Genomic DNA, 18,846 nt, shown 5'->3' on the forward strand with positions numbered 1-18,846 from the left:
GACGAGAACGGTCGGATCGGTCCGAGACAGCCGGACCGACGTCGGGAGGCGAACGGGCCGTCCCCAGGCGCGGTTCTCATCCTGGGAGTGAGGACCATCACTGTCTTCTCCCAGATTGCTGCGGGGACGGCCTACCGCGAACCGTGTCCGAACGACCCGCCGCCAGTTGCCCGACCGGCCAGCGTTACCCGTCGGTCAGCGTTCCCGGCGGGCAGCGCAACCGGTTGGTTAGGGGCCGTCCGGCCCGGGCTAGGGGTTGTCCACTCTGGTCGGCTGCGTTTGGCTGAGGTCGACGCACGCGTCGGCGCATCGTCGCGGTGGACGGACCGGCGCACCGCCCGCCCCGGATGGGGCGGCCACACTCCGGGGAGGAATCGCATGACGGAACGGGTCGAGACGGTCGTGGAGGCGCTCTACGACGGCTTGAAGCGGATGGACGCGCCGGCGGTGGTCAGCCTGTTCCACCCCGACGCGGAAATCGTCACCCCGAAGTCGCTGCCGTGGTCGACCGGCCACTACAGCGGGCTGGACGGAGCGATGGCGTACTTCACCGGGGCCCTGGCCATGCTCGACGACAACCGGTTCGACGTCGAGGAGATCCGGGTCTCCGGCGACGACTGGGCCGCGGCCATCGGCTGGTGGTACGGCCACTTCCGCAGCGGCGGCGAGTTCACCGTGCGCTTCGTGCACTTCTGGACGCTGCGCGACGGCAAGGTGATCAAGGGCGAGGGCATCTCCGACACCGACGGCATCGTCCGGGCCAGCCGCGGCGAGACGGTGAGCTGACTTCTCGGCGCTGCTCGACATCCTCCCCCCGGGGCGCCCCGGACCGGGGCGCCGCAGCCCCGCCCGGGGCCCTGACCGGTTGACGAAGCGTGAAGGGTTGACGCGTCCAGGCCGGACCTCGCGACGGTGGCACTCATGCCGGCGACCTGCCCGAGCGCCCCCGCGAGACAGGCGTCGACGTCCGTGGCGTGGTAGACCCGTTCGCTCGCCTCGATCCCGGCGAGGAACATCGCGTACACCGCCGCCATCCGGAGCGCCGCCACCGGTCGCAGCAGTTCCACGGCCCGGTCCGGGTCGCACCCGGGCAGGCCGGCCCGCCACCGCGCACACCATTCCTCGACCACCGGCACCGACGAGGCGGCGTCGAGCCCTTCGACCAACCGCAGGACGTCGAAGGCCGGGTGCCCGACGAACGCGTCCCCCCAGTCGATGATCACCCTCCGTCCGGAGCCGGCGCGGACGTTGCCGGGGTGCAGGTCGCCGTGGACCAGCGTCTCCGGCAGTCCACATCCACGCACCTCCGCCAACCGCGCCTCCAGCCCCGCGAGCAGGTGGTCCACCGACGAGGTGTCGTAGGCGGCCAGCCAGTCGCGGATCCAGCCGGCCAGGGTGTGCCCGCGCAGGTCCGGCACGCCCGCCGCCACCAGTTCATCCACGTCGGGGACGGACCGCAGGTGCACCGCGTGGATGTCGGCGACCATGGGCAGCCGCTCGTCGGCGCCCGCCCCGTAGCGGTCCTCCCCCGGCACGTGGTCGAGCAGCATCCGACCGTCGCCGTCGTCGGCGAGCAGCGTCGAGGTCCGCCCCGGCACCGTCCGGCCGAGCCAGCGCAGCACCGCGGCCTCGTGCCGGAAGAAGACCGGCACCTGCTTCAGCCAGGCCGTCCCGGACGGGCCGTCGAGCCGCCAGATCGCCGACAGGTTCCAGGTGCGCTGCTGGGTGGCGGTCTCCACCGGCCGTGCGAGCCGTCGCAACTCCTCGGTGGCCCAGGCCAGGCTGCGCGCCGGGCCGCCGGGTTCGGCGTAGGGCGCGCGCAGCGGGTCCGGCGCCAGGTCGACGTGCGCCGCGACGAGCGGCGTGGCGGGTGGGTCACCGACCTGTCCGAGGTACGTCACCGGGCCGCCGACCGCTCGCGGCAGGTCTCCGGCGAGCAGGCGCAGGACGGTCACCTCGACGCCGTACCGCCGGCGGGCCTCCGCCACCACGTCGCCGACCTCCTGCCACCACGGCACGGGCACGTCGAACGGCGGCAGAGCGCCCAGCGGCGTGCCGACGGAGTCGACCAGCACGAGGGTCACGGTTCGGGACACGCCGGCACGCTACCGTCGGTCCTCGCTTGGAGCGAGCGCATATCGGACGGCAAAGCATTAACGCTCGCGGCCGACAGCGCGGTCCCGTGCCGGGAGACCCGGCGCGGGACCGTCCGTGGTTGTCGTTCGTGGTCAGCGCGGTGGTCGTTCCTGCGGGGTGTCGGTGCTCTCGACTCGCGCGATGAGCAGCTTCAGCCGCGTGATCTCCTCGGCGAGTGCGGCGCTGCCGGCGGGGGTCAGCGTGATCCAGGTACGGCCGCGCCGACCCTCGTAGCCCTTCTCGACCCCGATCAGGCCGGCCGTCTCCAGCACGCTCAGGTGCTTGGAGAGGTTGCCGGCGGTCAGGTCGAGCTGGGTGCGCAGGAAGCCGAACTCGACCCGGCGGGCCTCGTGCGCGATGGTGAGGATGCCGAGCCGGACCCGCTGGTGCACCACGTCGTCGATGTCGGTGACCGGGTGCGCGGGTGCGGTCTCGTCCGGCGCGGGGTTGCCGGCGGGGTCGGTCATCGGGATCGCCGCAGCCGCTGGGCGAGCGCGAAGCCGACGCTGCCCAGCAGCAGCAGGCCGCCGGTGACGACCAGCATGGGCGCCGACTGCCACCGGCCGCCCCAGTGGGCTCCCCAGCCGAAGGTGATCGGCACGAGCACCACCGTCAGGTACCCGAGGGCGAACACCAGCAGCGCGGGGTGCCGTTCCAGCCAGGCGAGCACCAGCAGGGCGAGCCCGATCCCGCCGGCCGGGGTGAGCAGTCGGAACAGGACCTGGACGGGGGTGGACGGGTCGACGAGCTGCGGGGCGGGGACGATCCACGCCCCGGCGCCGGCGGCGAGGGCGGCGAACAGCACGACCGTGAGCGCGACACCGGTGAGCACGTACGGTCGCACCCGGGCGTCCACTCCACGGGCCCGGGCCACGCGCAGGTATCCGCCGGCGATCACCACGTACGCCAGGAGCAGCGCCGCCAGCCAGTAGAGCTGCGGGACCGGTTCCCAGACCTTGCACACCTGAGCGCCGTCCACCGCGCGGCAGTCGCTGGTGACCGTGGGACCCCACCCGGAGGCGAGAATCGCGCCGAAGGTCACCACGGCCAGCACCAGCAGCGGGAGCCACGTCACCCGCTGGGTCAGCCGTACTCGGCGCGCGAGGTCGCGCATTTCAGCCAGGAGCCGGTGGGGATCGCCGTCGGCAGGAACCGCGTTGGAAGTCATGCCAACAGGTTTCCATAACAAACCTATTGGCGCTAGCCCCAACCGCATCCTGGGCCGCTCGGCGTAGCTAGGGCGTGATCACCGCCGCTCGGGAACGGTCGGCGGCGATCCGCACCGCCAGGCCGGCGAGGACGGTTCCCATGACGTACCGCTGGACGCGCTGCCAGGTCGGACGGCCGCGCAGGAAGGCCGCGACCGAGCCGGCACCGAGCACGATCAACGTGTTCACGGTCAGCGCCACGGCGATCTGCGTGATCCCGAGCAGGAGGCTCTGCGTGGCGACCGAGCCGCGCCCCGGCTCGACGAACTGCGGTAGCAGCGCCACGTACAGCACGGCGATCTTGGGGTTGAGCAGGTTCGTCACCAGGCCCATCGTGAACAGTCGCCGCGGACCGTCGGGCGGCAGCGGCTGCGGGTCGAAGGGTGACCGGCCCCCGGGACGCACGGTCCGCCAGGCCAGGAAGAGCAGGTACGCGGCGCCGGCGAGCTTCACCGCCGTGTACAGCGCCGGGACCAGCACGAACACCACCGCGATCCCCCCGACGGCGGCCAACAGGTAGACACCGAAGCCCGCGGCGACGCCGGCCAGCGAGATCAGACCGGCCCGGCGTCCCTGCGTGATGGACCGTGACACCAGGTACAGCATGTTCGGGCCGGGCGTGAGGACGAGTCCCAGTGCCACGAGGGCGATACCTACCAGAGCGCCGAGGCTGATCATGAACACGATGCTATGCCGGCGCCTGTCGGGCAGTGGTGGGGTCGGCCGAGCTGGCGGCGCGGGTGGGCCGAGGGGTCAGGACCCGGGGGCCGGAAGCCGTGATGGCGACGGTGTGTTCGGAGTGGGCGGTGCGGGAGCCGTCGGCGGAGCGGATCGTCCAGCCGTCGTCGTCAAACGTGATCTTGTCGGTGGAGCGGCAGAACCAGGGCTCGATGGCGATGGTGAGACCGGGAGCGAGCTTCATGCCGCGACGGGGGCGGCCGTCGTTGGCCACGTGCGGAGCCTCGTGCATGGTGCGGCCGATGCCGTGGCCGCCGAACTCGCCGTTGACGCGATAGCCGTAGGAGCGGGCGACGTCGCCGATCGCGGCGGAGACGTCGCCGAGGCGACCGCCGGGCTGGGCGGCGGCGATGCCGGCCTCCAGAGCGACCTCGGTGGCCTCGATCAGCTTCAGGTCGGCCGGGTCGGGGGTGCCGACGACGACGGAGAGCGCGGAGTCGGCGACCCAGCCGTCGATGCCGACGGCCATGTCGATGCTGAGCAGGTCACCGTCCCGCAACACGTAGTCGTGCGGCAGGCCGTGCAGCACCGCGTCGTTGACCGACAGGCACAGGACGTTGCGGAACGGGCCGCGGCCGAACGAGGGGGCGTAGTCCCAGTAGCAGGATTGGGCGCCGCGTTCGGCGATCCGGCGGCGGGCGTGGTGTTCGAGGTCCATCAGGTTGACGCCGACCGCGGCGACACCGCTCAACTCGGCGAGCAGTTCGCCGACGAACTGGCCGGCCACCGCCATCCGGCCGATCTCCTCGGCGGACTTGAGCTCGATCACGACAGCCTCCCTCTCCGTATGCGGTATTTTTATACCACGCTAGGTCGGGGATCTCCGGAGGGATATCCTGCGGGCATGGTTCGCCAACCACTCACCGCCGAACAGGTCGCCGCCGGCCAGCGCCTCGGAGTCGCCCTCCGGGCGGCGCGGGCCGGCCGCAGCCTCGTCGAGGTGGCCCTGGCAGCCGGCATCTCCCCCGAGACGCTGCGCAAGATCGAGGCGGGTCGCCTTCCCGCACCGGCGTTCGGCACCGTGGTCTGCCTCAGCCAGGCCCTCGACGTCCCCCTCGGCGAGCTGGCCGACGTCTGGCTGGCCGACATGCCCGTCCGCCAGGCGTCCTAGAGACCAGCCGCCCCGCAGCAACTCACCACGTGTCGCTGGCGCCGCCTCCACCGGACGCGCCGCCGCCACCGCGGTAGTCCGAGCCGCGCGCGAGGCGGGTCGGGCACGGCACCGCGACCCGGCGCAGGATGTCCCGGGCGGCCCGTCCGCCCGACTGCAACGCGCCCTCCATGTAGCCGAAGAAGCCCGGCGACGTCTGCTCACCGGCGAAGTAGAGGTGCCCGTGGTGCGGCTGGAGCTGCGCGGGGAAGATCCGGGCGGCCTGGCCGACGGTGGGGACGGCGTATCCGGTCATGATGTGCGGCACGGCCGGCCAGTTGACGAAGAGCGTCCCGGCGGGCTGTCCGTGCGGGAACATCGTGGCGACCTTGCCCGGGTAGTCGGCTTGGCGCTGCACGTACTGCCCGCCGGAGAAGACGGAGAGGGCGAACGGCCCCTGCGCCGGATCGGGCCGGGGCGGTGTGTGCCTCGGCCCCTGGTTGTCCGTGCCCTCCCACAGCGATCCCATCTCGTCCCACCGCGCTCCGGGGTACCGCTCCGGAACCGGCTGCTGCTCCCAGAACCGGGTCGGATAGCGGGTGATGAACTTGACCGCCGGCCCGTGGGTCAACGTCCGGCCACCAGCGGGGAACGGTGGGGTGACGGTCAGGCCGCTCCAGACCGTGGGCGGCGCGGTGAGCACGACGTGGTCGAACCGGGCGGCGCCGCTCGTCGCCTGCCCGCCCGGCCGGCGTTGCCGGAAGGTGACGGCGACCGGTGGCACGAGAGCCGGCTCGATGTGGACGGCGGTGACCGCCGTGTCGAGGCGGATCAACCCACGCCGGTGCAGGTCGGCGGCGAGGGCGGCGCCGAGCAGGTCGTTGCCGCCGACGCAGCGGTGCGTCTCGGTGGAGAGCCAGTACCCGCGCATGCCGGGCGTGTCGCTGCCCATCCGGGCGGCGCTGATCGAGCCGATCAACCCGAGGAAGCTCTGCTGCCCGGTCGGGGCGCAGTTGTCGTTGCCGAGAGTGAAGGCAAACCACTGCCGGGCGAGCGGGCCGGGGCGCCGGCCGCCCAGCGCCAGGGCGAGCCCCTGGTCGACCGAGAGCCGGTCCCAGGCGGGCGCGGACGGGTCCAACCACGGCTCGGTCTCGCTGACGGTGACGGCGAGCGCGCCGAGTCGGCGTTGCAGCTGGGCGACCTCGGTGTCCATCCGCTGCCGCTGGGCGGGGGTGAGGTCCCGGCCCTGGAACCGGAGCCGGGCGTCCGGATACTCGCTGATCTCCTCGAGTGGAAGGTGGAACCGGGCGGCCAGATCAAGCCAGAGAGGATGGTTCTCCCCGATCAGCTCCGCTCCCGCCTCCACGTAGTGGGGGCGGACGAACGTGCGGTCGGTGACCACCCGGCCGCCGATCCGGTTCGAGGCCTCGAAGACGGTGACCTGCACCCCGCACCGGTCGAGGTACCAGGCCGCCATCAGCCCGGCGAAGCCGGCTCCGACGACCGCCACCCGTACGCCCCGATCGGGCAGGCAGAGCCGTCCCCGGGCCTCCAGGAACCAGTCCGGTGTCAGCCCGCGCCGGCGGGCCTCCTCCTGCTTGGCCCGGGACCGTCGGCGGCGTTCGGCCTCGTCGAGGTAGTCGTCGTCGCCGAGAGGGACGTGGGCGGAGCGCACCATGGCGTGCCGCTCAGACGAAGCTGGGCAGGGTGCCGTCCGGCTGGAGCCAGACGAGGGTGGTCGGCAGGGTGAACTCCCAGGGCTCGCCCTCCGGCACGGCGCCACCCAGGTCGTCGGTCTGGTTGCGGAACTCCTCCGCGAGCGAGACGTAGAGGTCGGAGTCGAGGGTGGGCGGGTCACCGCCGCCCCACACCTTGTCGGCGAGGTCGGCGGCCCGGGACTGCAACAGGTAGAGCACCGCGTCGACGTACGCGATGGGCACCGGCACCACGACGCGGCAGGAACCGGCGGTGAGGAACCGCTGGAACAGCGGGTCCGGGTCCGCGACACCGGTGAGCTGCACCCACTTCCGCTTGCTGCCCCAGAAGTACGGGTAGAACAGGTAGGTCATCTGCTCCCACTCGAAGGCCTGCTCGAAGAACTGCACGACCGGTCCCTCGCGCAGGGCCTCGAGCACGTCGACCTCGGGATGGTGGGTCGGGGCGTCGGGCGGGTCGGTGACGGCCCCGAACTGCCCGAAGTGCTGGCCGGTCATCATGGTGATGCAGAGCTTCTTCAGCTCGGTCTGCTCGATCTGCCGGTTGAGCGCCGGGTTCTGACCCACCACGGCCGCGTCCCGCGCCGCCTGGTTCGCCGTGGCCAGCTTCTGGTCGTACGCCGTCTGGAGCGCCTGGTACGCGGCCTGGATCTTGTCGTACGTCTGGTGCTGCCACTTGGCGTACGCGGCGTCGTCCCGACGGCACACACCCTGGACGTTCAGCGCGAACGCCCGCACGTCGTACGCGGCCACGCCGACCGCAACGGACCCGGTGGCCGTGCCGGGCAGCGTGCCGCCGCCACCGCCGACGGGCGCCGCCGGCCGGGTGACGAGTCGGGCGTGGCCCCCGCTCCCGTCGTTGACGACGGTGTAGATCCGCCCGCCCACCTGCACCGTGAGCTTCGGGTAGTTCGTCCAGAGCACCGAGACGGCGATCTCGTGCGACTCCAGCGTGTAGCCCTCGGGCACCACGAAGTCCTTGCTCGTCATGGCGATCGACTTGCCCTCGTCGAGGCCGTCCTTCATCAGCGAGGTGCTGATGTAAGTCGTCGCCGGGGGCGGGGGCGTCAGGCCGGTGGCGCCGTACCGGGCCGCGTACCGCTGGTAGTTGCCCTCGCTCAGGTCGTCGGCGGCCAAACGGCTCCAGTAGCGCCGGGGCAGGAAGGGGGTCAGGTCGTTGAGGAACGGCACCGGCGGCTGCGCGTCCACCTCAACGCGACTGCCGGAGCGCGCCGCCCGGTAGAAGGCGGCGGGCTCGGGAACGACGAACTCGAGCAGCAGGCGGGAGCCGTAGTTGTGCACCTGGGCCCGGTACCGCTTGTCCACCCAGCGGTAGACCCCGACGACGTGCTCGGCACCGCCGGTGTTGTCGACGCCGTGGGTGCTCGTCTCCTCCGTCTCGTCCGTCGTGGTGGCCGTCCGCGACGTGAGCGTCTTGACCTGGACCTTCGAGACCGACCGCTCGATCACCTCCCGCGCGAAGGTGCTCGACGCCTTCTGGCTCTCCTCCTTGGAGGTGGAGTACGCGAAGTCGCCGGAGGCGGTGGCGACGACCGGCCCGTACGAGGCGGTCACCTGCAGCCCCGCGCGGACGCTCATGTCCTCCTTGATGGTGTTGCCGGCTTCCCGCTTCAACTCGTACCGGTCGGTCGACTGGGTGTCCCGCTCGGACACCCGCGTCTCCTCCTCCGAGGAGACCAGCGTGACCTGGGTGCGGTGCAGCGTCCGGTGCACCCGCGACTTCGACTCCCGGGCCAGCACGTTCTCGATGTACGCCACCTCGCCCGGCTGGTACGCCAGCAGCGTCTGCTTGACCACCTTGAGGTCGCCGATGCCCAGCGGACGGATGCGCCCGTGCACGTCTACGTCGGCGGCGGTGCCCGGGTCGACCGCGGCCGGCGTGGGAGCCGGCGGTGTCGGCAGCGGGAACGGAAAGATCAGCTCTCCCGACTCGACGAGGTCGGCCAGCGCGTCCTGGAACGCCGGGTCCCCGGCCCGGCTGAGCGTGCGCTCCCCCAGCCCCGCCAGGTGTCGGTCGAGCTTGTGGCGCGCCTCCACGACCGGCGTGTCCGTGCCGACCTTCACCCGGTCGAGGAAGGTCGCGACCCGGGGCGCCAGGTCGGCACCGAGGACCTCCCCGGCCGACACGGTGGTGCTCATCGACAGGTTCTGCCGGGACAGCGCCCCGAATGTGGTAACCGGACCGCTGACCGTACGCGGGTCGGCCGCCGTCGCCCCGCCGAGCCGGTCGAGCAGGTCGCGGGTCATCCGTACCTCGTCGACGATCCGACGCGCCGCCTCGGTGGCGGACCGGTCGGCCCCGCTCGGCGGGGTCTCCGGAGTCGCCGTCCCGGCGACCCGGCCGCTGGCCCTCGACGGACGCAGCATCTCGTCGACCTCCGGCGCGATCGCCGGGGTGGCGCCGAGCGCCCGCAACGCCAGCGACCGGCTGGGGTTGGGCGTCTCCGCCAGGAGGCGCAGGAAGTGCAGCGCGCGCAACGCCGCGGTCGGTCCGTCCAGCCGGACGCCGGCCTCCGGGCCGGTGGCGTGTGCGACGTAGAGGGCGTCCCAGAGCTGGTCGGACGCCCGCCGGTCGTTCGGGTCGACGTCGGCGAGGCCGGCGTCGCCGACGAGCTGCGCCGCCGGCGGCACCGGCTCACCCGGCCGGAGCGACGCGTACGCCTGGACCAGGCGACGGCGACCGTCGACGAGCCCGGCGAACGGCGTCAGATCGAGCTGGGCCCACCCCCGCACCGCCAGGTCCCGGGACGAGTACTGCCGGGCGAAGGCGACGAGCTTCTTGCGGCCGGCGGCGTCGGCCGCCCGTGGGTCGCGGATCACCACGACCCGACCCTCCTGCTCGGTCGCGAGCTGAACCGGGCGTACGGCGACGAACTTGAAGACCTCGGACGGCGTGATGGCCATGCCTCATGGTGAGCCCGCGTCGACGGGCGCGGCACAGCTCTGTCGGTAGCCCGTCAGGGCTGTGTCGAAAATATTCGCGATCGTGCGAGACCTCAGTCCTCTGGCGAACCGACAGCCTCGACGATCGAGACGGGGGTACCGAGTTCGACAGTGCGGGAGACGGTGCAGAGCCGTTCGTGGGACTGCTGGAGCGACCGGGGCACTGCCTCCCGCGCCCGATCACCGTCCGCGCCCGCGGGGAACGTGACGGCGAACTCGACCCTCAGGTTCTGCATCCGGTTTCCGCCGGTCTCGTCGCGGATCTTGTCGCCGGTGACGTCGACGGTGAACCGGGTCGGCTCGGCGCGGCGGCTGGTGATGTGGTCCACGTCGATCGCCGTGCAGCCGCCGAGGGCCGCCAGGAGCAGTTCCACCGGCGTGAAGCTGGCGTCCCCGCCCGCGCCCATCGACATCGATCCGCCGCGCGCGTTCCGCACGACGTACTGCCCCACGCTGGTGCGCTCGATCTCGACCGAGCGGAAGGTGTCGTCACTCATGACAGGAAGCTACCCAGGGCCGCTGACCCGTCGCCGCACGGGTCCGCCGGCGCGCTTTCACGATGTGGCCGAGGCGGACTCGTCGTACGCCCGGCGGGCCGCCTCGATGGCGCCGAGGTGATGGTCGGCCCAGTCGAGGAGGGCGTCGATCGGCTGCCGGAAAGTCTTGCCCAGCGGTGTGATGCGGTACTCGACGGCGACCGGCCGCGACGAGATGACGCGACGCTCGACGATGCCGTTGCGTTCGAGTCGGCGCAGGGTCGCGCTCAGCGACTTCTGGGAGACGGCCGGGATCGCCTGACGCAGCTCGTTGAACCGCGAAGGTCGTTCGCAGAGCCGGTTCAGCACCGCCAGGGACCACTTGTCCAGGACCTGGTCCAGGAGTTCACGGTGCGGCCGGGTGACCTCGAGACGTTCCGCCGGGCTGGGGTCGGTATCTGCCATGACACCTAGTCTCGTTGAAGTTTCCTCAACCCACCAGGTATCAATGGGATACCAGCGATTGATTCGAGGAAGGACGTTCGATGGGTGTTCAGCTCCATTCCCCGCAGGGCATGATGCAGCCCGTCCCCTATCACCACGTCGCGGTCGCGTCCGGGTCACGCCACGTTCACGTGGCCGGTCAGGTCAGCCGCGACGAGGCGGGGCAGCCGGTCGCGCCCGGCGACCTCCGGGGCCAGGTCAGCCAGGCGCTCCGCAACACCGCGCGCGGGCTGGCCGGGGCCGGCGCGGGCTTCCGGGACGTCGTCCGCCTCACCTTCTACGTCACGAACTGGTCGCCGGACAGGATCGGCGACTTCATGGCCGGCGTCGACGACGTCGCACAGGAGATCGGTCTCCCGCAGCCCATGCCCCCGGCCTCACTCATCGGCGTCGCCTACCTGTTCGAGCCCGATGTCCTCGTCGAGGTCGAAGCGACGGCGGTCACGGACTGACGTCGCCGAGGCGGTTCGGGCCGGCACCGGATGACGAGTCGTGCCGGTCCGAGCAGGCCGATCCGAGATTCTCGGCGAGGAGGCGTTGCAGCAGACTGCGTCACCGAACAGGCTGAGCTACGCCATTTCAACGGGAGATGGGCTGTGACGATCTACGACATACGCCGCTTGGCCGCTGGCGAGTGGCGGCAGTTGAGGGCCATCCGGCTGGAGGCACTCCAGGACTCACCGACCGCGTTCAGCACGCCACTCGCCGAGGCGACCGCCTTCAACGACGCCGTCTGGCAGAAGGAGGCGGCCCGCGAAGCCCACTCCGCGTCCTCAGCGACGCTCGTCGCCATCGGCGAGGCAGGCGACTGGGTCGGGACGGCTGCCGTCGCGCCGCTTGCCGACGTCCCCGACCACGCCCACGTCCACGCGGTCTACGGCACCCCGGCGCACCGCGGCGCGTCTGGACCCGCCGCTGCTCTGATGGCGGCGGCGATCCGCTTCGCCAGCGACCACACCGACGCGGCGTGGCTGACCCTGGGCGTCCACGAGGACAACCACCGGGCCCGGGCGTTCTACCGCAAGCTCGGGTTCGTCGAAACCGACAAGGCCATACCCTACGTTCTGAACCCGTCCCAGACTGTGCACATCCTGGGCTACCAGGACTTCCGCGGCGCGCGACGTTGACCGAGTCCCTCACCTGAAGCCCTTCCCACGCTGGGTTCGGCGCAGAGATCGATGGCAAGTCCGGTGCGGCTTCACACGAGCCGTTTCATCCCCGCCGATGCCGCCCTCCGGCGTCAGACGTGGGGCAGGCGTCGGGCGCTGAGGATCGGCTGATCCCCAGCGCCCTGCCCGACATCTGTTCGGCGATCCGGGACGGCTACTCGCAGCCCAGGGCCTCTTCGTACTGGGCCGGCGGCTTTCCGGCGGCCACCTTGTCGGCGGTCTCCCAGAACACCTCCGGCCAGTCACCCTCGTCGTTCATCTGGTGCAGCACGGTCCACTTGTGGCTGCTGCGCAACGCGTCAGCGGCCCGTCGGAGGGCGGCGTCGTCGCCAGCCTTCTTCGCGCGCAGCCATTCGGCGATCCACCCGCAGCCGACCCGGCTGGTCACCTTGGCGCCGAACTGATAGGCGTCGTTGGTGCCGACGTCGCCCAGTGTGCTGGTGTCGAAGCCGGGAGGGAGCGGCACGTCGGCGAGCACCTTGGCCGCCTGCGCGTCCACCCGCTCCGGCGTGACGATCTCCGTCGGCAGCGCCGCCAGCCACGTACGAGCGTCGACGCGCACCACGTCGGCGAGAACCCGATCGAACTCGCTGCGCGTCCAGGCGCCCCCGGTACGCAGTTCGACGAAGGAACCGTCGCGGGGCCGGAGCATGACCGCGAAGTCGCTGGCGCTGTACCGGAACAGGTCCGCCGGCCAGCCGTCGACCTTCACCGGTTCGGGCTTGCTGACGTGGAGCCGATCCTCGTGGTAGCCGTCGTACTGGCCGGCCGGGTACCAGTTCATCTCCACCTGCCGTTCGCCGTCGCTGAACGCGATGGTGCCCGTTTTCTCGCCGAAACCGTAGACCGTGGTCGCCTTCCAGCCGGGCTGGTCGATCAGCAGTCGCGGGTTCTCCTCGGCCGCCTTGAGCACCATCGCCGAATGCGCCGCCGGGTCCGTCGCTTCGGAGGTGATCGCCGGGGTCGTCGGTCGCCCTTCCGGCTGGTCGGACTTCATGATCGAGACGGTCAGGACACCGGCGAGAAGGGTGGCCGCGACGCTTGCGCCGGCGAGGCCGCTCATCACGCCGCGGCGCGCCCGGAAGCGCTTGCCCGGCGGTTCGGCGACGGGGTCGAGGGTCGGCACGGACATGATCTCCTCCACGAGGTTCTGCGCGGCCCCGTCGAGGTGCTTGATGACACCGGGTCGGTACGGGTCGGCGTCTCGGACCATCCGGTCGAGGTGCTCGTCGGTCATCTGCCCTCCTCTGAGGTGCGTACGGCCATGACGTCGAGTACATGTCCGGGCGGGCCGAGGTCGTCACCGACGAGTTCTCGCAACCGGGCCCGGGCACGCGACAGCCGGGTACGGACCGCAGCCGGGTTCACCTGAAGGACCGCAGCGGCCTCGCGCGGCTCCAGGCCCTCCCAGAAGGTCAACATCAACACCTCCCGGTCCAACTCACCCAGCCGGGCCAGCGCGGCCTGGACCGTGAGCCGTTCGGGCACCTCGCTGCCCGGGTCGACGGCGACGGCGACCTTGAGCCGTTGCCGCAACCGTTCACCCAGCCGTTCCCGGCGGACGCCGCCGCGGTGGTGGTTGGCCAGCACCCGCCGGGCCACGCCGTACAGCCACAGCCGGGCCTCGCCCTCGGGCGGCATGTCACGGCTGCGCCGCCAAGCGACGAGGAAGGTCTCGGCGACCACGTCGGCCGCGTCCTCGGGCTGCCCGACGCGCCGCATGGCGTACGCCAGCAGCGGCTCGAAGTTGGCCGCGTAGACGCGTCGGAAGCGGTCCTCGTGCTCAGCCCCGGAACTCACGTCTACTCCATGTCCGGTCAAGTGCCCATCGTGACAAGCCCGATCCAGAATTCGCGGAGCTCGTCGGACCGGCCTCGACCACCAGCGTCTTGGCCGCAACCCGAGCTCGGCCGACTGCTGGCATCCACTGGTCCAGGCCACCCATGCCCGCGGTGCCGGTGACGATCCTGACCACCATGACGCGGTCCGAGAATGCCACGAGCGACGCGAACGGTACGCCTGACGCCACCGCCTGTCCTGCTTCACCGCCGGCCGTCCATCGGGCCGAGGTCAGATGCCCACCTCTGATGCCGCCGCGCGTCAGGCGCACGGATCTAGCCGCGATCCGCGCGCATGCAGCGTGACGGCTGGAGCTGCCGCTCGCCATCCGGAACTGCCGAAAGTAGGGGCCTGCTCCACGTAAGCCATTTCCGTCGTCCGCCGTAGGTCCGGCGGCCAACACGGCAGGCCCAAGCGGCGACATCCATCTGGACTTTGTCCAGACGATGACGCGCTGTCCGCTCGTGCCGCCGTCCGCCAGTCGTCAGCGCTACGCGTGTCATGCAAGCGCCGGCGAACCGGACAGGGGCTGTCAGTCGCTGTCCGAGAGGCGGTAGCGGAGGTGTACGACGCCGTTCCGGAATCGGCGCTCATCGAGGAGCTCGAGCTCTGCGCGTATGCCGGTCGGCAGCCCTGGCTTGCCCCCGCCGACGACAATGGGCAGGACGAACAGCTGGCACTCGTCGACCAGACCGGCCTTGAAAGCCTGCGTCGCGAGGTTGGCACCTCCTACGGTGAGATCGCTGCCGGCCGTGGCCTTCAGTTCGTGTACTGCGGCGGGGTCGAAACGGCGTTCGAGTCGGGTGTCGGCAGTTGACACCGCGGCGAGGGTCGTGGAGTACACGACTTTGCTCGCCGCCTGCCAGGCGCTCGCGAAGCCGGCCATGAGGTCGGACTGCGCGGCCAGAGCGGCGTCGGTCTCCCAGACGGCCATCGCCTCGTACAGGCGCCGCCCGTAGAGAAACGTGCCCACAGACCGCAGGAGGTCGGTGTGGAGCGCGAACACCTCGTCGTCGGGTGGGAACCAGTCGAACGCCCCGCGTTCGTCCTCGATGTAGCCGTCAAGCGACACGTTCGTCACGTAGATGAGCTTGCCCATGCCGTTACCTCTCGATGGTCGATCGAACTAGATCAAGTATCGGGCCGTCTCACGACTCCCTTGTCCTGGGAGACCAAAGCCGACTGCCCTCACCTGTTCTACGAACGACCTGCGGCAGATCCGACACCGTGCCGGAAACGTCCTCAGACTCCCGGCACCCGGCACCCATGCTCGTGAAGCACCCATGCTCGTCGAGATCATTGTCTCCGTACCGGCCGCGCCCTCATCCGCCGATCGTGCGCGCCGACAACCAGCGAGTTGTCTGGGCCTGGTGCGGGCCAGTACGGATGCGGTGGCGAGACGTCGGCCGAGCCGGCGGGCTGTCGGCCGTCGACGCTGCAGGTTGGGCGACCGGGGACCAGCTCGGGCCGTGGCCGACGCACGGTCAGCCCAAGGAGTGAGAGCAGACCAAGGTTGCTCCGCCGTAGCCGTTCGCGCTACGGACAGTTGTCGTGACGCGAACGAGCGCGGTCCGGGATAGCCTTGACGTTATATGGCTACCTATCGCAGCGCCTCAGTGCTTCTCTCCTCGGACGGCACCAGGACCCCTGGCACCGCCGCGCTCTTCGCCGAGCCCGCCCGCAACGGTGGGATCCCGCCGTGGGCAGGCGACTTCCGACCCGCCAACAGCGCCGGCAATGGCCCCAAGAACGCGGTCGGGAAGACCTTCACCTTGGAGCTGCCCGACGGCAGCACCGGCACGGTCGTGGTCCAGAGCCTCAAGCGCGGGAAGGGAGGCGTCGTGCTGGCGTTGATGGGCGAGAACGCACCTCCCTTCTGATCAGAAAACTGCTCGCTGCCACACAAACCGGCTGAAGACGGCCGCTGCGCGACCCTGCCGATGCAATGCGTTCGGTTAGCTGCCGGACGCATTGCCTCACCCGTGGCTGGGCGTCAACAACGTCAGGTGTACCGATCTGCCGCTCAGAACGCTCGACCCGCTCGCTGCCGTCAACGCTTGCGGCCACCGGCAGTCCGGGCACCAGCCGGGAGAACCAGTCGACCAGCCGGTCCGCCGCCTCCTGGGCGTCCGTCGTGCTCGGACAGCGGGCGAGCAGCTCGCGGTCACCCTTGCGCTCGATTCGCTCGACGACAGTGATCAGCGGCGCAGGCTCCACCACGTGCAGACGGTCCGGCCAGGCGATGACCTCCTTGACCGCGCCCTCGCCGTCGAACGCAGCATCAACGTCGACATTCCTCGTGAAATGATCTGCGTATGCTGACCCGCCGCGATCTCAACCGTGCCCTGCTGGCGCGGCAGCTGCTGCTGGAGCGTTCGCCGCTGGGCCCGCTGGCGGCGATCGAGCATCTCATCGGCCTGCCCGCCCAGGCGCCGAACCCGCCCTACCTCGGGCTGTGGACGCGGCTGCGGCGGTTTCAGATCGAGGACCTGTCGGCACTGCTCACCTCCCGCGTGGCTGTCCGCACCGGGCTGATGCGGGCTACGCCGCACCTGGTCAGCGCCGGCGACGCCACGGACCTCCGGCCACTCCTGCAGGCTGTGCAGGACCGCCACCTGGGCCCATCGGGGCGCGAGCGGCTGCGCGGAGCCGATCCCGGCCCGGTTGCCGCCGCGGGACGCGCCCTCGTCGAGGAGCGGCCGCGCACCCTCAAGGAGCTCGGCGCGGAGCTCAACGCACGCTGGCCCGACGCCGAGCCCGCTGCGCTCGGCGCGGCGGTGCGCGCGGCCGTGCCGCTGGTGCAGGTGCCGCCGCACGGGCTGTGGGGCGCGGTCGGGCAGCCCGCGTACACCAGCGCCGAGCACTGGCTGGGCGTCGGCGGCGGCCCGGGGACGACGCTGGACGACCTGGTGCTGAGGTATCTGGCGGCGTTCGGCCCCGCGACGGTGCAGGACGTGCAGGCCTGGTCGGGGCTCAGCGGGCTGCGCGAGGTGACCGACCGGCTCGGCGACCGGCTGATCGCCTACCGCGATGAGGACGGCGCCGACCTGCTCGACCTGCCCGACGCCCCGCTGCCGCACCCGGACACCCCGGCACCGGTGCGTTACGTCGCCGACTTCGACGCGATCGTGGTCTCCCACGACGACACCAGACGGATCATGGACGACCGGGACCGCCGCGACGTGTTCGGCGTGCCCGGCGTCATCCCCGGGACGGTGTTGGTCGACGGGTTCGTCCGGGCCACCTGGAAGATCACCCGGCGGAAGGGCGCGGCGACGCTGGTCGTGCGGCCGCTGTTCCAGATCCCTACCCGCGACGTGCACGACCTGACCGAGGAGGGCGAGCGGCTGCTCGCGTTCGCCGCGCCCGACGCCGTACACCACGACGTGCGGTTCAACTCCCGCCGGTGAGCCGTGCCCGGGACAGGCGCAGGAGCGGCAGCGGCCGGTGCGTCCGACGGACGACGGTCCTCGGCGTGATCAACGAGTATCAGCGAGCAGCCTGACCCTGAACACCATGATCCCGAGGCGTTCGAAAACGCCCACCTGGTCACCGTGGCCGGATTCCTGGTGGCGTTGGGCCTGTCGCAGGCCGGCGGATGGTTCCGGGGCCACCCCGGACCCCCGTTTCCGGTGACAAGACGCGTCGGTCCTACCCGCATACGGTGAGCCTGATTGGCCCCGCATTCCTCCTCATTTCGAGGTGGCCCAGGCCCGGTAGGCACCGTCGTGAAAGGAAGACAAGGTGGCTGAAAGCATCACCGGAACGGCAACCCAAGGGTTGACGGCCGAACAGGTCAAGTCCTTCCAGGAGAACGGTTTCCTCGGACCGTTCGACCTCTATTCCGAGGAGGAGGCTCCGCTCCTCTGGAGCCAGGCCATGATCGAGATGGTCACGTCCCGCAACAAGCCGCACGACTCGAACATCATCAATTACGACCGCCACCTGGACTGCGACACCCTGTCGCGGCACATCGCCCACCCGACGGTCGTGCACAAGCTGCGCAGCCTGATGGGCGACGACATCATCTGCTGGAAGACGAACATCTTCGAGAAGCAGCCGGGTGAGAACGGAACCGGATGGCACCAGGTCGAGGCCTTCACCGTCTTCGAGTCCGAGACGGTCGCCTACCCCTCGCTGCGCTACACCGAGGAGAGCACCGCTGCCACGCAGGAGCTGACCGTGTGGACGGCGTTCTCCGAGGCCGACGAGGAGCACGGCTGCCTGCGCTTCATCCCGGGCAGCCACAAGAAGTGGTACTACGACGAGACCAAGCCGATGTCGCGGAACGTGGAGAGCAAGTCCCACGACTTCTTCGGCTACGACTACTCGGAGCTCAAGCTCGACCAGGACTGGGACCCGGACGCCGGCGAGGTCGTCAACATGCCGATGAAGCCGGGGCAGTTCGTCATCTTCCTGGCCAAGTGCATCCACGGTTCGCTGCCCAACGTCAGCGACACCAAGCGGCTCGGGCTCGCCACCCGGTACGTCTCGCCGTCCGTGCGGGTCTACGAGCACATCGACGGCCTCAGCGGGTTCGGTGACGCGATCAGCCTCGACTACCACGGCAGCGTCCTGGTCTCCGGCGAGGACCGGTGGGGCCACAACCGCATCCACACCAACAACCTCAACGGCTTCCCGTTCCCGAAGGTCGGCTGATGGCCACCGACGACTACCGGCGCAAGTTCGCCGACTTCCTCGCCAAGCAGCCGATGACCAGCGACATCACGTACGAGCAGGTGGCCCGAGCGAAGACGCGCGACGAACTGGGGATCACCTCGCTCAACATGGTGCTGGTGCTCGTGAACTACATCGACGAGTACACCGGCAACACCGTCACGATGCGCCCGGAATGGGTCCTCCGGCTGGGCGACATCGACGGCATCCTCTCCGTGCTCCGCGAGATCGATGCGAGCGCGGTGGTGCCGACCCGAGCCTGACGTCCGCGGGGCCGAGCCCGGCGCCGGCATTCCCCCATCCGATCGGCCGATCGAAGGAACCATGATC

At 70.8% G+C, this 18,846-nt stretch carries 19 protein-coding genes and 1 pseudogene; 8 read left to right on the plus strand and 12 right to left on the minus strand.

Annotation, left to right across the window (positions count from 1 at the left end):
• Positions 1-432: 432 nt before the first annotated feature.
• A complete protein-coding gene (locus tag ACIBR0_RS14965; protein ID WP_396716070.1) occupies positions 433-786 on the plus strand; it encodes a nuclear transport factor 2 family protein in 354 nt (117 codons plus the stop codon).
• Between the two features lie 311 nt (positions 787-1,097).
• On the opposite strand, the pseudogene ACIBR0_RS14970 reads toward ACIBR0_RS14965, so the two are convergent.
• The 5 genes and pseudogenes from ACIBR0_RS14970 to map form a co-directional block, all read right to left on the minus strand.
• Positions 1,098-2,096: pseudogene (locus ACIBR0_RS14970) on the minus strand (aminoglycoside phosphotransferase family protein); the annotation flags it as partial.
• Between the two features lie 132 nt (positions 2,097-2,228).
• Entirely contained in the window at positions 2,229-2,603 is a 375-nt protein-coding gene (locus ACIBR0_RS14975) for a transcriptional regulator (protein ID WP_396715855.1), read from the minus strand.
• Positions 2,600-3,304: a hypothetical protein gene (locus ACIBR0_RS14980; RefSeq protein ID WP_396715857.1), complete on the minus strand. Its 705-nt coding sequence runs from the start codon at positions 3,302-3,304 to the stop codon at positions 2,600-2,602. The genes ACIBR0_RS14975 and ACIBR0_RS14980 overlap by 4 nt, the downstream gene beginning before the upstream one ends.
• Positions 3,305-3,371: 67 nt before the next feature.
• A complete protein-coding gene (locus ACIBR0_RS14985) occupies positions 3,372-4,022 on the minus strand; it encodes a LysE family translocator (protein ID WP_396715859.1) in 651 nt (216 codons plus the stop codon).
• 10 nt (positions 4,023-4,032) lie between these two features.
• On the minus strand, positions 4,033-4,851 hold the full coding sequence (gene map, locus ACIBR0_RS14990) for a type I methionyl aminopeptidase (RefSeq protein WP_396715861.1): 819 nt from the start codon (positions 4,849-4,851) through the stop codon (positions 4,033-4,035).
• Positions 4,852-4,926: 75 nt separating this feature from the next.
• On the opposite strand from map, the gene ACIBR0_RS14995 reads away from it, so the two are divergent.
• Entirely contained in the window at positions 4,927-5,193 is a 267-nt protein-coding gene (locus tag ACIBR0_RS14995) for a helix-turn-helix domain-containing protein (RefSeq protein WP_396715863.1), read from the plus strand.
• A 22-nt stretch (positions 5,194-5,215) separates the two neighbouring features.
• Here ACIBR0_RS14995 and ACIBR0_RS15000 read toward each other — a convergent pair whose 3' ends face one another.
• The 4 genes from ACIBR0_RS15000 to ACIBR0_RS15015 form a co-directional block, all read right to left on the minus strand.
• Positions 5,216-6,850, minus strand: a complete 1,635-nt coding sequence (locus ACIBR0_RS15000; protein WP_396715865.1) for a flavin monoamine oxidase family protein — start codon at positions 6,848-6,850, stop codon at positions 5,216-5,218.
• Between the two features lie 10 nt (positions 6,851-6,860).
• Complete coding sequence (locus tag ACIBR0_RS15005) at positions 6,861-9,812, minus strand: hypothetical protein (RefSeq protein WP_396715867.1); 2,952 nt, start codon at positions 9,810-9,812, stop codon at positions 6,861-6,863.
• Positions 9,813-9,904: 92 nt separating this feature from the next.
• Complete coding sequence (locus tag ACIBR0_RS15010) at positions 9,905-10,348, minus strand: OsmC family protein (protein WP_396715869.1); 444 nt, start codon at positions 10,346-10,348, stop codon at positions 9,905-9,907.
• Between the two features lie 57 nt (positions 10,349-10,405).
• On the minus strand, positions 10,406-10,792 hold the full coding sequence (locus ACIBR0_RS15015) for a helix-turn-helix domain-containing protein (RefSeq protein ID WP_357039897.1): 387 nt from the start codon (positions 10,790-10,792) through the stop codon (positions 10,406-10,408).
• 80 nt (positions 10,793-10,872) lie between these two features.
• Here ACIBR0_RS15015 and ACIBR0_RS15020 point away from each other — a divergent pair, with 80 nt between their 5' ends.
• Together ACIBR0_RS15020 and ACIBR0_RS15025 are read left to right on the plus strand one after the other, a co-directional pair.
• Positions 10,873-11,283: a RidA family protein gene (locus ACIBR0_RS15020; protein ID WP_396715871.1), complete on the plus strand. Its 411-nt coding sequence runs from the start codon at positions 10,873-10,875 to the stop codon at positions 11,281-11,283.
• A gap of 144 nt (positions 11,284-11,427) precedes the next feature.
• A complete protein-coding gene (locus tag ACIBR0_RS15025; protein WP_396715873.1) occupies positions 11,428-11,958 on the plus strand; it encodes a GNAT family N-acetyltransferase in 531 nt (176 codons plus the stop codon).
• 196 nt (positions 11,959-12,154) lie between these two features.
• On the opposite strand, the gene ACIBR0_RS15030 is transcribed toward ACIBR0_RS15025, so the two are convergent.
• From ACIBR0_RS15030 to ACIBR0_RS15040, 3 genes are all read right to left on the minus strand, one after another.
• A complete protein-coding gene (locus tag ACIBR0_RS15030; protein WP_396715875.1) occupies positions 12,155-13,237 on the minus strand; it encodes a hypothetical protein in 1,083 nt (360 codons plus the stop codon).
• Positions 13,234-13,800: an RNA polymerase sigma factor gene (locus ACIBR0_RS15035; RefSeq protein WP_396715877.1), complete on the minus strand. Its 567-nt coding sequence runs from the start codon at positions 13,798-13,800 to the stop codon at positions 13,234-13,236. Before ACIBR0_RS15035 ends, ACIBR0_RS15030 begins: the two co-directional genes overlap by 4 nt.
• Before the next feature lie 571 nt (positions 13,801-14,371).
• On the minus strand, positions 14,372-14,938 hold the full coding sequence (locus ACIBR0_RS15040; RefSeq protein WP_396715879.1) for a dihydrofolate reductase family protein: 567 nt from the start codon (positions 14,936-14,938) through the stop codon (positions 14,372-14,374).
• A gap of 493 nt (positions 14,939-15,431) precedes the next feature.
• Between ACIBR0_RS15040 and ACIBR0_RS15045 the strand changes: the two genes are divergently transcribed.
• The 4 genes from ACIBR0_RS15045 to ACIBR0_RS15060 all read left to right on the plus strand — a co-directional run bounded on the left by ACIBR0_RS15045 (position 15,432) and on the right by ACIBR0_RS15060 (position 18,779).
• A complete protein-coding gene (locus tag ACIBR0_RS15045; RefSeq protein ID WP_396715881.1) occupies positions 15,432-15,719 on the plus strand; it encodes a hypothetical protein in 288 nt (95 codons plus the stop codon).
• Between the two features lie 435 nt (positions 15,720-16,154).
• Positions 16,155-17,249 carry a winged helix DNA-binding domain-containing protein gene (locus tag ACIBR0_RS15050; protein ID WP_396715883.1) on the plus strand — a complete coding sequence of 365 codons (1,095 nt, stop codon included), beginning with the start codon at positions 16,155-16,157 and terminating at the stop codon, positions 17,247-17,249.
• Positions 17,250-17,583: 334 nt separating this feature from the next.
• Complete coding sequence (locus ACIBR0_RS15055) at positions 17,584-18,498, plus strand: chlorinating enzyme (protein ID WP_396715885.1); 915 nt, start codon at positions 17,584-17,586, stop codon at positions 18,496-18,498.
• Positions 18,498-18,779 carry a hypothetical protein gene (locus ACIBR0_RS15060; protein ID WP_396715887.1) on the plus strand — a complete coding sequence of 94 codons (282 nt, stop codon included), beginning with the start codon at positions 18,498-18,500 and terminating at the stop codon, positions 18,777-18,779. Before ACIBR0_RS15055 ends, ACIBR0_RS15060 begins: the two co-directional genes overlap by 1 nt.
• Positions 18,780-18,846: the final 67 nt, after the last annotated feature.

Source organism: Micromonospora sp. NPDC049497 (genome assembly GCF_044465805.1).
Lineage (GTDB): Bacteria > Actinomycetota > Actinomycetes > Mycobacteriales > Micromonosporaceae > Micromonospora.